At 41.0% G+C, this 13916-nt stretch carries 13 protein-coding genes; 8 read left to right on the top strand and 5 right to left on the bottom strand.

Features of this window, described 5'->3' with window-relative positions:
• Positions 1 to 58 precede the first annotated feature (58 nt).
• A complete protein-coding gene (locus ATS75_RS14460) occupies positions 59 to 4114 on the bottom strand; it encodes a S8 family serine peptidase (RefSeq protein ID WP_058561122.1) in 4056 nt (1351 codons plus the stop codon).
• Positions 4115 to 4363: 249 nt separating this feature from the next.
• Between ATS75_RS14460 and ATS75_RS14455 the strand changes: the two genes are divergently transcribed.
• Together ATS75_RS14455 and ATS75_RS14450 are read left to right on the top strand one after the other, a co-directional pair.
• Positions 4364 to 4834: a DUF2721 domain-containing protein gene (locus ATS75_RS14455; RefSeq protein ID WP_058561121.1), complete on the top strand. Its 471-nt coding sequence runs from the start codon at positions 4364 to 4366 to the stop codon at positions 4832 to 4834.
• A gap of 123 nt (positions 4835 to 4957) precedes the next feature.
• Positions 4958 to 5410, top strand: coding sequence for a c-type cytochrome (locus ATS75_RS14450; protein ID WP_058561120.1), 453 nt, complete (start codon positions 4958 to 4960; stop codon positions 5408 to 5410).
• A gap of 60 nt (positions 5411 to 5470) precedes the next feature.
• On the opposite strand, the gene ATS75_RS14445 is transcribed toward ATS75_RS14450, so the two are convergent.
• Positions 5471 to 6127 carry a cytochrome b/b6 domain-containing protein gene (locus ATS75_RS14445; protein WP_152996229.1) on the bottom strand — a complete coding sequence of 219 codons (657 nt, stop codon included), beginning with the start codon at positions 6125 to 6127 and terminating at the stop codon, positions 5471 to 5473.
• Positions 6128 to 6242: 115 nt separating this feature from the next.
• Here ATS75_RS14445 and ATS75_RS14440 point away from each other — a divergent pair, with 115 nt between their 5' ends.
• The 3 genes from ATS75_RS14440 to ATS75_RS14430 are packed head-to-tail and all read left to right on the top strand — an operon-like array spanning position 6243 to position 8157.
• Positions 6243 to 7154, top strand: coding sequence for an AraC family ligand binding domain-containing protein (locus tag ATS75_RS14440; protein WP_414858290.1), 912 nt, complete (start codon positions 6243 to 6245; stop codon positions 7152 to 7154).
• Positions 7155 to 7198: 44 nt separating this feature from the next.
• Positions 7199 to 7861: an AzlC family ABC transporter permease gene (locus tag ATS75_RS14435; protein ID WP_058561193.1), complete on the top strand. Its 663-nt coding sequence runs from the start codon at positions 7199 to 7201 to the stop codon at positions 7859 to 7861.
• On the top strand, positions 7858 to 8157 hold the full coding sequence (locus ATS75_RS14430) for an AzlD domain-containing protein (RefSeq protein ID WP_058561118.1): 300 nt from the start codon (positions 7858 to 7860) through the stop codon (positions 8155 to 8157). The genes ATS75_RS14435 and ATS75_RS14430 overlap by 4 nt, the downstream gene beginning before the upstream one ends.
• A gap of 10 nt (positions 8158 to 8167) precedes the next feature.
• Here the strand turns inward: ATS75_RS14430 and ATS75_RS14425 are convergent, their stop codons facing one another.
• The gene (locus ATS75_RS14425) at positions 8168 to 9322 is read right to left on the bottom strand and encodes an iron-containing alcohol dehydrogenase (RefSeq protein WP_058561192.1); all 1155 of its coding nucleotides are present in this window, start codon (positions 9320 to 9322) and stop codon (positions 8168 to 8170) included.
• A 169-nt stretch (positions 9323 to 9491) separates the two neighbouring features.
• On the opposite strand from ATS75_RS14425, the gene ATS75_RS14420 reads away from it, so the two are divergent.
• Together ATS75_RS14420 and ATS75_RS14415 are read left to right on the top strand one after the other, a co-directional pair.
• A complete protein-coding gene (locus tag ATS75_RS14420; RefSeq protein ID WP_058561117.1) occupies positions 9492 to 10361 on the top strand; it encodes a LysR family transcriptional regulator in 870 nt (289 codons plus the stop codon).
• Between the two features lie 67 nt (positions 10362 to 10428).
• Positions 10429 to 10911: a glutathione peroxidase gene (locus tag ATS75_RS14415; protein WP_058561116.1), complete on the top strand. Its 483-nt coding sequence runs from the start codon at positions 10429 to 10431 to the stop codon at positions 10909 to 10911.
• A 35-nt stretch (positions 10912 to 10946) separates the two neighbouring features.
• Here ATS75_RS14415 and ATS75_RS14410 read toward each other — a convergent pair whose 3' ends face one another.
• Positions 10947 to 11135: a PA3496 family putative envelope integrity protein gene (locus ATS75_RS14410; protein ID WP_082665493.1), complete on the bottom strand. Its 189-nt coding sequence runs from the start codon at positions 11133 to 11135 to the stop codon at positions 10947 to 10949.
• A gap of 390 nt (positions 11136 to 11525) precedes the next feature.
• Between ATS75_RS14410 and ATS75_RS14405 the strand changes: the two genes are divergently transcribed.
• Positions 11526 to 12323 carry a YggN family protein gene (locus tag ATS75_RS14405; RefSeq protein WP_058561114.1) on the top strand — a complete coding sequence of 266 codons (798 nt, stop codon included), beginning with the start codon at positions 11526 to 11528 and terminating at the stop codon, positions 12321 to 12323.
• Between the two features lie 63 nt (positions 12324 to 12386).
• On the opposite strand, the gene ATS75_RS14400 is transcribed toward ATS75_RS14405, so the two are convergent.
• Entirely contained in the window at positions 12387 to 13829 is a 1443-nt protein-coding gene (locus tag ATS75_RS14400) for a PLP-dependent aminotransferase family protein (protein WP_058561113.1), read from the bottom strand.
• Between the last annotated feature and the right edge of the window lie 87 nt (positions 13830 to 13916).

Below are 13916 nucleotides of genomic sequence, written 5' to 3'. Positions count from 1 at the left end.
AATGTAAAAAGGGAGCCGAAGCTCCCTTTTAAAACATAACTAATTTACTAGTCTGCAATTATTTTTGTTTACGACGACGCATAAACGCAAATGGTGCAGCAAGTAGCGTTAACCAAGCTAATGAACCTGAATCATCATTGTCATCGTCATCATTTGCACGTAAGTTATTTACGCCAATTTCAACACTAACAGCTTTAGATACATAACCCTTGCTATCTACAGCTTGAACGCTGAAGATAATTTCGCGGTCAAATTCATAATCAATTTCACCAGCAGTTACGATTGTACCGTCTGGATTAACTGACACTAGGTAGCTACCAGAAACAATGAAGCTTTCAACTGGAGAAACATCAGCATCTGGGTCAGAGAAATCAAGCATGCCAATCGTTGTACCAAGTGCAACGTTTTCGTCGATTCTGAAACGTTGGTTCATCTCAATCATTGGTGCGTGAGACATTGGATCAATTTCAACGTTCAACATAACTGGGACTGCTTCAGACTCTAAACCAGTATCATCTGTAATCGTGATTTCCATTTCCATCGTCGGTGTTGCATAGTGATTTAAACTACCAGTTACGACTAGTTCGCCTAGCTCATTTACTGAAATCGCATCTGTACCAGATACACTTGCAGAGCTCATCATCGTCGCTGCACTTTCAAACAGCTCAAAGTCAAGTTGACCAATCACAGTGCCTTCTTCAGCTGATTCGATTACGCTGAAATGTTGTCCTGATGTGATAACAGGCGCTTCATCTGGCACGTTGTTAATTGTGACAGTGAATGTCGCTGGCGCTGATTCAGTACCAATTACATCAACCGCTTTAACAGTGATCATGATTTCTGTTAAGCCTGCTTCTGAGTCAATTAAGTCTGTATCTTCAACTATAATATCACCCGTTTCAGCATCAACCATTAAGCCAGGAGCTGACATGCTCAACGTTTCAAAGTAAGCAATATCTAAACCAGTCTCATCTTCAAACTCAATTGAACCAACGGTTAGACCATTAAATAATGACTCGTCAATTGCAAAGTCAGCGATTACTAAAGCTGGAACCTTAGGAGCATCGGCGATATCACGTGGCGCAGTTAGATAAACTTGCGTTCCAGCAGGTGAAGTTAGTGCGAATGCACCCATAGATTCTACAACAGCTTTTTGACCTGGTGCTAGAGAATCTAACTTGTCGCCACTGCCATCAGTTGCAAGCATTGATACTGTAGGGTTACCAGTAAAGGTTGTTGAACCTACAGCTGAATCTGTTTCAAAATAAACGCCTGCTTGGTAGCTCGGGTAACCGACTGAAGCTTGGATGTTGATTTGACCGCCAAGCATATCTGCATTTAAGCCCATTAATTCACTACAACCAGAGAATGTTACTGTACTTTCACCAGCTTCATGGAACATAGGTGTGCCCCACATCCATCCGTCATTACCATCAGCGTCAATTGAACCAATTAATGTACGGCTACGTCCTGGGATGGCAGCTGAACGACCTACATCGTTTAAATTCATCATGAAGTGATCATAAACACCATCGTTATCAGTGTCCAAGTTCATACGAACACCAACTTGGCGCATATGAGTAATTTCGTCACGTAGTTGGATTGAAGAGGTGATAAATACACCTGAATCACAATTTTCAGACGCATAAGCAGCAAATGTTGTGCTTAAGATATCAAAGTCAGCTTCATCGTTTTGAGGGCTATTAGCAACTACTTGCTCAGCGATTGGTGAAACATCAACTGCACCTACGTTTTCAACAACTAGCTCAGTTACACCATCAACGTCTTCGAAAGCAAACTCAAGCTCTGCACCTGCTTTAGGCAGTGCGTGATAGACAACATGTAAATCATGATCCGTATCAGTCGTTGATGTATCATCAAATACTAATGCGCCATCAAATTCTGCCATTGTTAATGAAGGGCTACGTGCAGCTAAATCGTCAGCACTGAACGGGTTTTCCAATGTCCAGTCATGCAACATGGTTGGATCAACTGTCATTGTTACTTCAAATGTGGTTTCTTCGTTTGCAGCAACTGTAACACTACGTGGGATATCAAAGCTAACTGCACCTGAGTCAGCGTCGTTCATGAAGCGCTCTTCAATACGAAGATCATATGTTTTATCTTCGTCTGAGAAGTTTTTCAATGTAACAGTTTTAGTGAAGCTGCTCATTTCAGTCATACGCTCAAGACCAAATGACAATGCAGCTTGTGCTGTTTGGTACTCGTCATCTACAACCCATGCAGCAACAGGTAGGTTAACCGCTTTTTCTACATCAACTAAACCAGCACCAATTAAGCTAATAGGCGCAAGTGGTGAATCAGGGTTGATTGTAAGAGGGTCTACAGTAACGTTAAGGTCAGCAGCATTCATGATTGTTGCTTTGATTTCAAGCGCTGAGCGTGTTGGATGTGCTTCACGAACAAGTGCAACTGCACCCGCAGTGATCGGACCTGAGAATGAGGTACCTGTCGCTGGAGCAAGGCCATCTTGCGTGCCTGTTGCAGCAACCATGATATCAGTACCAGGAGCTGTAATTTCAGGTTTTAGTAAGCCATCCATTGATGGACCACGAGATGAGAATGAAGCAACGGCACCGGCTGTTACTCTGCGCTCAACCATGATGCTATATGTTGCTGCATTTCCGGCTTCTAACTGAGCTTTCATCGCTGCACCCGCAGCAAAGTTAATACCGACGTTACGAATAGTAACGTCAGCATCAAAGCCACCCATTGGCGCAGGTGTGCCATCATCATTATTATTTGCGATAAATACAAATGCTGCACCACGTGCTTGAGCATTAAGTACTTTTTGTGTAAACGCACACGCACCACGGTCAATCAACACTGCTTTACCGGTGAAATCAATTTCATCAGCGAATGCTTCACAGCCATTTTGATTTGCTTCAGGGTAAATAACTTCTGCATCTGCTTCAGTCATTGCAAACGCTGTCTGTGGGCCAAAGTTTGAAGGTTGAATAACTGTTTCAGTACCAGCCACAGAACCTGAAGCCACACCAACATCATTTGCAGGGTGAGTCATCGCACCAACAGAAAGCGCATTAGGTGTAGTAGATGGGCCACCAATACGGAATGGGTTATCACCATCATTACCTGCAGAGATAACAACGTTTACGCCAGCTTCAACAGCTTGTTGGATTAGATACTGTGTACCACCACCAACCCAAGTGTCACCAAATTCACCACCTAGAGACATGTTAATAACGTCTACACGGTCAGATGTATCACCGTCACCATTTGGATCCATTGCCGCTTCAAGTGCTGCAGATTGTGCTGCACTAGGACAACCGCCACCACACACAGAGTAAACATATAGCTCTACATTAGGCGCAATACCCGTTACAGAGTGAGAAACCGATGTACCATGGCTTGTTGGAGAGTCTTCATCTGTAGGGTTTTCAGGATCATTTTCAATTGGATCCGCGTCGTCACGCATAAAGTCGTAACCACCCATTACCTGACCTTGCGGCCATGTAACCATAGTAGGATCTGCTTGCGCTTCATCATAAGCTTCAACGGTACCTGCACCACCAAAGATTGCGTGAGTGTAATCAATACCGGTATCTAGCACGGCCACTTTTTGTGTTGAACCAGTATACATACCGCCGTTCACTACTGGTGTTGCTTTGATGTAATCTGCTGTAGCTGCTACATGTAGGTCGTAATCAAACATTGGTAAAACACGGTCTACACGTGGGTCATTTTTAATCTTTTCAAGTGCGCCAGGGCTTGCTTGGATAATCAAAGTAGGTGCTAATATTTTTGTTTCACCAAGAATTCTTACGTTTGAGTCAAGCGAAAATAACTTGTCTTTAACTTGGCTTTGTAAAGTTTGAACATTGTCGTAGCTCGCGCGAGCGCTAGATACACTATATGTACCTTGCTCCATCATATCAGCGGCTGTGGTTGCTTTTAATACAACAAGGAAAGACGTTGGCTCTTTTTTATCAGCGACGTCAGCTTGAGAAATTGGCGTGTAACCTTGGTGCTTTAGTGCTGATTGGTTAATTGAATTTGCGTTTGCAGCACCTGCAATAAGTACGCTGGTAACAGCTGTTGCAACTGCGGTTCTTTTTATTAAATTCTTAGACATGATTTCCCCTGGGATGTGTTATGTTTTATGGTGTCTAACGTGAGTATAAACATATACTGATGCCTAATATAAAACTACCACACTGAAAATGGCAACAACACAGTTACAATCCAATTACAAATAGAATGAAATACACTCAAGGCACTGCACTAACACTATGTTATAAAAGAAGTTAAACCAAAAAACCCATTTGTGAAAGTTTGTAAATAAAAATGAAAAATACACAAAGTCGCGAGGAAAAGTGAATAAATGAACTCAGAAGTTATTAACATATTAACAATGGCCAAAGTAATACAAACTGCGGTAGCGCCCGTTTTTTTAATTACGGGTATTGCAGCAACCCTTGGCGTTCTTTCTAATCGTTTAGCCCGAATCACAGACCGTGCTAGGCAACTGGAACGAAAATTGAAAGTGAGTATCGACGAAGAGTTTAATATATCGCTTACGACAGAACTTAGAGCCTTACTGAAGCGCTCGCGATGTATTCATGTCGCATTTAGTTTGAGCGTGTTAAGTGCTGTGCTTGTATGTGCCGTAGTGATGTTGCTTTTTTTGTCACATATTCAAGCTGTTAACCTCGGTGTTACTATTGGTAGTTGTTTTGTTGGTGCAATGGCATTGTTAATTTGCGCATTTATGTCTTTATTAGGTGAAGTATTCTTGGCCACACGCAGCATGCGCCGAGGTATGATATTTGCTGACATTGATATCAATGATTGAGAATGAGTAAAAATAAAGCGATTAGTGCACTATTAGTTTAACCGCAATACACTTGTATTATTATTAAGGCTAAGATACAACTTACTTGGTACTGCTTATATAACCTATAAAGGGGCAAAAGGAATGAAATTAAAACATATTTTTTTAGGGGCGGTATTATCGACCCTGACATTGGGCGCATCAGCTAACGCGACATTTGAAAAGCCTAGCGATGCGATTGAGTATCGCAAAGCTGCATTTTCTATGATCCGCGTACAAATCGGCGATATGGGTGACATGCTTAAAGGCAAAGTAGACTTTGATGCTGAGCGCTTTAAACATCGCGCCAATAATGCGGCAGCATTGTCAAAGATGCCATGGGAAGCATTTGGTGCAGGCACAGACAAAGGTGATACGTCTGCTTTACCTGCTATCTGGAGCGATAATGAAACGTTCATGAAAAAAGCGGCTGCATTTCAGCAATATGCTGATGAATTAGCTGTTGCTGCACAAACCGGTGACAAAAAGCTTATCGCTAAAGCGTTTGGTCCGTGGGCTAAAGGCTGTAAAGATTGTCATAAGTCTTTTAAAGACTAAGATACACACACGCTATAAAAAACGGGGCCAATAGGGCCCCGTTTTTTATCACTATTTTGCTCAACTAAATAAGTAACTGAGTGGTTCAGCTCCCCACGTTGCCATTAACACAACGAGCAAAATCACAAAAATAATAAAAGCGAGCAAAGGCGATTTAACAACATTAGAATCATCGCTCAATTGTGCATTATCAGCTCGCCCTGTGATCATTGCTTTAACCAGCTTTTTGCCCTTTATACGATAAACAATAATAGCCGCAACGTGTAAAATAATCGCATAAAACAGCAGGTCAAAGTTATTATGGTGGACCCAACCAGCCCACTCAACCACATTACTGGAGGCGTATTGTACTAAGGGCCCATCTGTTAAAATGTCATCTGTGGTCATTAAACCGCTAATTAATTGTGTCAAAACTAAAATAAAAAATGCGATGACCATATAGCTACCAGCTGCTCCATGGCCTGGCTTTGTATCACCAAGCTTGAATGACTTTATTGCAGCAATAGGTGAGTACAGGAGCGCGCTCAACTTTGCAGTTTGACTACCAATGACTCCCCAGACAAGCCGAGTTAACAGCAAGGCTAATGTGAAATACCCAGCGATAAAGTGCAATTCCATCATGCCTTCTTCAGCACTAAAATACAGCGTCGCAATCGCAACAACTAACAACCAATGAAAACTGCGGATAAAGCCATCCCATACTTTAACTTTCTGCAAAACTTGCTGAACCATCGAAATTCATCCCCCTTAAATGTGTCTCTTACGTGATAATGCCACATACAACTTTATACGCCTATTGAACTCGTCGAATTGTGACTTTTCATGTCCTACTATGAGCAATTTTTTACAAGCTTTGTATATCAATTTAGATATACTCGAATTAAATAACCGTAAGATAGCAGAAGTAGTGCAAATGAAAGATGAACAATCAACTTTTTTTTACCATGAAAAGTTAGGTGGATTAGAAGTCTTACAAGCACGCTTTACGCATCAAAATTTTTCGCGCCACAGTCATGAAGGTTATACCATTGGTCTAATTGATTCAGGAGCTCAAAAGTTTTATCGAAGCGGCAGTAATCATATCGCACCGACAAATAGTATTATTTTAGTCAATGCTGATCAAATTCATAACGGTCAAACGGCTACAGAAACGGGTTGGGCTTATCGCGCTATGTACCCACGTCCAGAGCAGTTTGCAGAGCTATCGCAAGAGTTAAATGGTATTCGCTGCGGCGCCCCTTATTTTGATAGCGCTGTTTATAACAATCACTCTTTAAAGCTTCAGTTACATCAATTATTAAACTGCTTAACCACAAAAACAAACAACCAACTTCACACCGAAAGCCTATTTTACAGTGTGATGACCCAATTAATGCTGTCGTTTAAACAAGACTATCGAGAATTAAAAAAACTTAAATCAAAATCAAACCTTACCTACGCACAACAGTACCTAGATGCCTTTTGTTGTGAAGAAGTTAGCCTTGAGAGGCTTGCAGCACTTAGCCATATGAGTCCATTTCATTTTATTCGCCAATATAAAAAACAATATGGTTTAACGCCACACGCCTATCAAATACAGCGCCGTATTTTTCAAGCAAAAACATTATTAAAACATGGCTTAAACGTTAGCCAAGTAGCACATGAGTGTGGCTTTCATGATCAAAGCCACTTACACCATCATTTTAAAGCTCGTCTTGGCATAACACCGGGTCAATATCGAAATCTCTTTAGCTCAAAAAAATAAAGGGTAAAACAGTGAAGAAAGCGTTACTTAAAGGGTTCTTAGATATGTTACCACTGTGTTTAGCGGTGATCCCATGGGGCATTCTATGCGGCTCTTTAGCAATTCAAAATGGCTTTAGCGCTTATGAAACGCAAGCCATGTCATTATTAGTGTTTGCAGGCTCTGCACAATTGGTTGCTATTGAACTTATAGCGGGTAATACGCCACTGCTCACAATTTTATTTACCACTTTCATTATTAGCTCTCGTCACTTTTTGTATGGTTTGGCTGTGCGCCACAAAGTGATTGATCAACCGTTAAGATGGCGGTTACCGGTGAGCTTTGTGCTTACTGACGAATTGTTTGCTTTTTCTCACCATCGTAAAGCCTATCGAACTAAAACACGTTTAATTTATGCACTCAGTGCGGGGTTTAGTTTTTATATAGCATGGAACTTATGGACGCTAATTGGCATTGTAGCAGGCAGTTTATTACCAGATTTAACAAACTTAGGGTTAGATTTTGCTATCGCGGCAACCTTTATTGCTTTAGTGATCCCCGGCATTAAAAATCTTGCGACCTTGTTAACAGTGCTTACTGCGGGTGTTGTTGCAACCGTTTTAAAAAGTCTACATTTTGAATTATGGCTTGTTGCAGCGGCCCTGAGTGCAATGTCCGTAGGCTATGGTGTCAGTCGTTTACAGTCAAAACAGGAGCACAGCCAATGATGACTACTATCTTACTTATGGCTTGCATTACATTTTTCACCCGCTATTTATTTTTGCACCGCGCCTTGCCATTTAAGGTCGGCCCAAAAATGCAGCAATTTCTCAGTTTTAGTGCACCCGCAGTACTGACCGCAATTTGGGTGCCTATTGTATTTGTAAATGATGAAGGGATTAATTTAGATTGGCAAAACCCATACCTGAGTGCTGCAATTGCAGCGGTTTTAGTCGCGTACAAAACACACAACATTTACTACACGACAGTGGTTGGTATGGGTTTGTTTTTAATATTAAACTAGGTGACTAAATTCACACGCTGGCTAGTAAAATAGCACGGCTCTTATCCAGTGTGACTTGCTCTCTCTCACCTAGTGCAGTCATACCATGGCGCTCAAGTTGCTCAACAATTTTATCAGCAACGTCTTCGCCAAGCTCATAATCACTTAAACGTGTTGGCATATTCACACTGTGGAAAAACGCTTCCGTTTTAGCAATCGCTTGATTTATTGCGTGCTCTTCATCGCTGATATCCAAACCTAAAACACGATCCGCATACTGTAGAATTTTACCGCGCTTTGTTTCTTTTTGTTCAGCCATCATGCGTGGTAAAACAACCGCTAATGTTTGTGCATGGTCTAAACCGTATACTGCGGTCATTTCATGACCTAACATATGCGTTGCCCAATCCTGTGGCACACCAGCACCAATTAAACCATTCAACGCCATTGTTGCTGACCACATAATATTCGCACGTACCTTGTAGTTATCAGGCTCACTGAACGCTTTAGGGCCTTCTTCAATAAGTGTCATCAAGATACCTTCAGCGAAACGATCTTGTAATTTAGCACCGACATCATATGTAAGGTATTGCTCCATGGTATGAACAAACGCATCAACAATGCCATTTGCAACTTGGCGTTTAGGTAGCGAATAAGTTACAGCAGGATCGAGTACTGCAAACTGCGGTTGCACAAATGGGCTGGCAAACGGTAATTTATCGTGACTTTCAAGGTTTGAAACCACACTAAATGAATTTGACTCAGAGCCAGTTGCTGGCAATGTTAGCACTACACCTAAAGCGATAGCAGATTTGATTTCGCCACCTTTGGCCAAAATATCCCATGGTTCACCGTCATATTGCGCCGCTGCGGCAATAAATTTACTGCCATCAATGACAGAGCCTCCCCCAACAGCAAGAATATAATCAATCTGCTTTTCTTGAACCAACTCAACTGCTTTCATGCATGTTTGATAACTTGGATTTGGCTCAATACCCGCAAATTCAAACCATGAGTGCTCACTCAAAGCAGCTGCAACTTGCTCATAAATACCATTCTTTTTAATACTGCCACCGCCGTACGTCACCAGAACCTTGGCATCGGCTGGAATTTCATGCTTAATTGATGCGATTTGCTGCTCGCCAAAGTGGATTTTGGTTGGGTTTGAAAAACTAAAATTTAACATGCTTGCTCCATGGCTTGATAGAGGCTCATTAACGTGAGCGAAAATAATCTGACCAGCTAATTGTAAGCCTTTAAATGCTAAATTAAAGGCAGTAATTGGGCAATCACTTTTGCACAGCTGCAACAATTAATACAATATAGTGCGATTACTTACTTTATGAGTCAAAATAATGTGGCAAGGTTTAGATGAATTTTTACATGTCGTCGAGCATGGCAGCTTTACTCACGCAGCAAAAGCGATGGAAGTTTCAACGTCACATATCAGCCGCCAAATACAACAACTAGAAAACCGGCTAGGTTCCGTGTTATTTCAAAGAACCACACGAAAAATAAGTCTCACAGATGCAGGACGAGAATATGCCATAAAGCTCAAAACAATTAAGCAAGAGCTACTCGATGCGAACACCCAACTACAAGGTGAGCAAAGGCAACCAAAAGGGCTCATTCGCATTACCGGTGCAGGTGAGTTTGTTGCAACCACCGTTGCCCCTAAAATAGTTGATTTTGTTAAGCGCTACCCAGAGGTTGAAATTGATATGGACTTCAATAACCGCAATGTAGACTTAGTTGAAGAAGGGTTTGATTTAGCCATTCGTTTTGGTCGTATGCAAGACTCCAATTTAATTGCACGGCCACTATGCCCACGCGTTATGACCTTGGTAGCCAGTCCGGAATATTTAGCAACCAATGCTCCACCACATAACCCCTCACAATTAATTGAACACAATTGCTTGATTGCTATGAACAAACGTTGGCGTTTCAGTTTTAACGGAGATATTAAAGAGGTAAAAGTCAACGGAAACTGGCGTAGCAATCATCCTCAAGCACTGCTCAATGCAACATTAATGGGCTTAGGTATTGCACATTTAGCGAGCGATATCGTGCAACCTTATTTAGCTTCGGGTAAATTAGTTACATTGCTTGATGAATTTCAAGTCAGTGATAATGCCTCTTGGTTAGTGTACCCGCGTAAAGATCTAATGCCGTACCGAGTAAGACTTTTAATAGAACATTTACTGGGCAGCTTTAACAACGCTTAAATTTTATCCTTTAAGTCTTTCGCTACTCAGGATAGAATTTAAATAACAACAATAATAAGTATTTATTATGAATGATTTTTACCACCTTAGCGCCACTAGCCTTCAAGGGCAAAACATTGAATTTAATAACTTTAAAGATAAAGTTGTTCTAATTGTCAACACAGCGAGTCAATGCGGCTTTACTGGTCAATACGAAGGGCTCCAGGCACTTCATGAAAAATACCATTCACAAGGCTTAGTTATTATTGGCTTCCCTTGCAATCAATTTGGTAAACAAGAGCCTGGGAATGCGACACAAATAAAGCAAGGCTGTTTAATAAATTACGGCGTTAATTTTCAAATCATGAGCAAAGTGGATGTAAATGGCGAGCATGCCCACCCAGTCTTTAGGCATTTAAAATCAGAGTTACCTGGATTTATAACGCGAAAAATAAAATGGAACTTTACTAAATTTTTAATCGGCAAAGATGGCAGAGCAATTAAACGTTTTGCACCTTTTACTAAACCAGAAGCAATTGAAGATAATATAAGAAAAGCACTCGGTGCGTGAAAATCAATAAAGAGGCAAACGCCTCTTTACTTTAATTAATCGTTTAGGTATTCATCAAAATCTTCGTCACCTAAATTTTTACGTAAGCGTTTTTGCTCAAGGTAGTCTTCCAACTTTTTCTTCACCTTTTGCTTTTTCTTGTCGTGCTGATTGCGCCCAACCATTTCGTACTCATCTTCAACAAAATCGTCATCTAGCGCATCGTAACTAAATGTCTTACCCACAACCCACTCCATAAAGTGTTTTAGACCAAAGCAGTGTGATTACTGTCATTGGCAGGATTAAAATGTTTGATGCGATTCCACTGTATGAAAAAACATCAAAATAAAGTCATACCCTATCGTACAAAGGGGATATGTCAGTAATGTGAATAAATAGCGCTAAATTTGAATTCTGGAAAGTGAGAGTTTTTTATCGATACGATAAGTATTTTTTATAGAGTTATAAACTTTGGTCAAAATAACTAAAAGTTAGCTTTTATTAAAAAAACCGGTCATTAGCATATTGCCAGAAAAACCATAACAACATGTTTTATAACAAATAAAAAGTTGGCATCAAACTTGATACATAGAATTATACAATCGTTAAAATCAACAGTTAACAGGATTACAAAAATGAAAAAGTTACTTTTAGTCGGTTCTTTATTTATTGCTACAGGCGCAATGGCACATGATGATCACGATACCAACATCTCATTTAGTGGTGATTCGTGTGAAGTCGAGTTTCAAAACGATGTAAGAATTTTACCCAGTGAGCTAGAAATTTTCACCGCTGATAATCAAAAAATGATCTTTACCAGAAATGCTGACTTAATCATTAACGGTCAAACAATGCAATTGAGTAGCCAACAGCGCCAAGCAATGACTGATTACTCAGATAGCTTGCGTAGTCAGTTACCTGAAGTCGCCAATATTGCGCTTGATGGTGTAAAAATCGCGGGTGTAGCGATAGAAGAAGTCGCCAGTGCATTCAACATCCAAGGTTTTGATAGCATTAATGATCTAATGGCTGACATTCAGGTCGAAGTTGAAGAGACATTTTACCAACAAGGCGCATTTGTAATGGGTCAACAAAGCTTTAACGAGTTCGGTGAAAACTTTGAACACCACTTTGATGAACAAATTGAAAGCGCAGTTCAATCAGCTATGATGCAATCAATGGGCAGTATTTTAATGGCCCTAGGCTCAGAGTTAATGGGCTCTGGCGGCGACATGCAGGAGTTTGAAACCCGTATGGAAAATATGGGGGCACAAATTGAGGAGCGAGTACAAGTACAGGCTGATCAATTAGAAAAACGTGCCGATGCATTATGCTCAAACTTTTCAACCATCGCAGAACAAGAACAGCAGCTTGTTAAACTAGTTCCTGAACTTAAAGGCTACCAATTATTTAGTTATAAACAAAATAACTAACTGATATTTTAAAATTTGATATCCCTTTAGCAGCAATGTGGCCTTAACCTCTTTGCTGCTTTTTTATTTTTTCGCTAAATGTAACAACTCACCCAACTTAGCAATTGCACTTTCAAGACGTTCACTCCATGGTAAACCATAACTTAAGCGTATGCAGTTTCGGTATTTATTTGTCGCTGAGAATATATAACCCGGAGTAATTGTAATGCCTTCATCCAATGCCAAATGAAATAACCTAACACTATCGTAATCTTTGCCTAAATCGATCCACACAACACACCCTCCTTGTGGATCACTAATTCTTACGGTGCTCGGTAGTGCCTGTTGCAAACACCAGATCATTCGCTCTTTATTACCACGAAGCGTTTGCCTAAGCAGCTTTAAATTGCGATCATATTCACCACTGGCAACAAACTCATACAGCGTCCACTGATTAATCAATGAAGTAGAGCAACTAAAGGCGCGCTTAAAACGACGAGCTCTAGCCGCAAATTTACCCGCAATAAGCCAGCCGACACGATAACTGGGCGCCGCAGTTTTCGAGAATGACGCACAAGTAAGCACTAATCCTTTTTTTGAGTAAGCTTGCGCAGGTGTGCCACGCTCAGCGCCAAAGTACAAGTCACCATATACATCATCTTCAATCAGTACAACATCACGTGATTCTAATAACTCAACCAATTGCTTGCGTTTATGATTAGGCATAAAACTGCCTACAGGGTTATTGATCGCGGTTGAAAAGACACATGCTTTAATATCATGATCGTGCAATGCCTGAGTGAGATCATCAAGCCAGATCCCATCATCAGGGCACAGGGGGATCTCTAATGCTTTTAAGCCCAAGCTTTCGATCAATTCGATGATACCGAAGTAACACGGGGTTTCGATCGCGACTACATCCCCCGCCTTTGCAACACACTTTAATGCGATCGTTAGCGCTTCCTGCGCGCCATTGGTGATCACTAACTCTTGGTTATCAATCCCAATACCAAAATCTAAGTAACGATGAATGAGTTGCTTTTTCAGTGGCGCATAGCCATCCATAGCACCATAATTAATAGCTCGACTGCCTGCCATCGACATTACACGACGCATTGTCCGCGCTAACATTTTATCTGTTGGTGCTGCCGCAACAGGGTTAGCAATACCAAAAGGCACCATATCAACTTGATGAATGGCATCATACACTTGCTCAATCAGCACCTGCATATTGACTGACACCGGTTCGCGACTTAATTTAACGCGTTTTGGTCTTGCAACTTGCACTGCCGCTGTTTTTAAAAAGTAACCAGATTTTTCACGCGCTTCTATTAACCCTTGCACCTCAAGCGTTTGGTAGGCAAGTTTAACTGTTGGGATGCTCACTGTAAGTTTCTCTGCCATTTTTCTCAGCGAAGGTAACTTCTCACCAGGCAGTAAAGTACCTTGCTCACAGAGCTCGCGCACTAACTGCATAACTTGTTGATATAAAAAGTCCTGATTACCTTTACTGACTACTAACGACATAGCATTCATCCTGTTTAGCCGATATAACCACAAAATCTGTATAGGTTACATTTATGGTTTTCTGTATATGTTAAGTATACACATTCA

The sequence above is a fragment of the Pseudoalteromonas sp. H105 genome, assembly GCF_001469215.1.
In the GTDB taxonomy this organism is placed as follows: domain Bacteria; phylum Pseudomonadota; class Gammaproteobacteria; order Enterobacterales; family Alteromonadaceae; genus Pseudoalteromonas.
This window is presented reverse-complemented; position numbering and strand designations above follow the sequence as displayed.

Excerpts from the sequence above, each read along its gene's own strand:
- ATS75_RS14460 (WP_058561122.1), bottom strand. The coding sequence starts at position 4,114 with ATGTCTAAGAATTTAATAAAAAGAACCGCAGTTGCAACAGCTGTTACC.
- ATS75_RS14455 (WP_058561121.1), top strand. The coding sequence starts at position 4,364 with ATGAACTCAGAAGTTATTAACATATTAACAATGGCCAAAGTAATACAA.
- ATS75_RS14450 (WP_058561120.1), top strand. The coding sequence starts at position 4,958 with ATGAAATTAAAACATATTTTTTTAGGGGCGGTATTATCGACCCTGACA.
- ATS75_RS14440 (WP_414858290.1), top strand. The coding sequence starts at position 6,243 with ATGAGCAATTTTTTACAAGCTTTGTATATCAATTTAGATATACTCGAA.
- ATS75_RS14435 (WP_058561193.1), top strand. The coding sequence starts at position 7,199 with ATGTTACCACTGTGTTTAGCGGTGATCCCATGGGGCATTCTATGCGGC.
- ATS75_RS14430 (WP_058561118.1), top strand. The coding sequence starts at position 7,858 with ATGATGACTACTATCTTACTTATGGCTTGCATTACATTTTTCACCCGC.
- ATS75_RS14425 (WP_058561192.1), bottom strand. The coding sequence starts at position 9,322 with ATGTTAAATTTTAGTTTTTCAAACCCAACCAAAATCCACTTTGGCGAG.
- ATS75_RS14420 (WP_058561117.1), top strand. The coding sequence starts at position 9,492 with ATGTGGCAAGGTTTAGATGAATTTTTACATGTCGTCGAGCATGGCAGC.
- ATS75_RS14415 (WP_058561116.1), top strand. The coding sequence starts at position 10,429 with ATGAATGATTTTTACCACCTTAGCGCCACTAGCCTTCAAGGGCAAAAC.
- ATS75_RS14405 (WP_058561114.1), top strand. The coding sequence starts at position 11,526 with ATGAAAAAGTTACTTTTAGTCGGTTCTTTATTTATTGCTACAGGCGCA.
- ATS75_RS14400 (WP_058561113.1), bottom strand. The coding sequence starts at position 13,829 with ATGTCGTTAGTAGTCAGTAAAGGTAATCAGGACTTTTTATATCAACAA.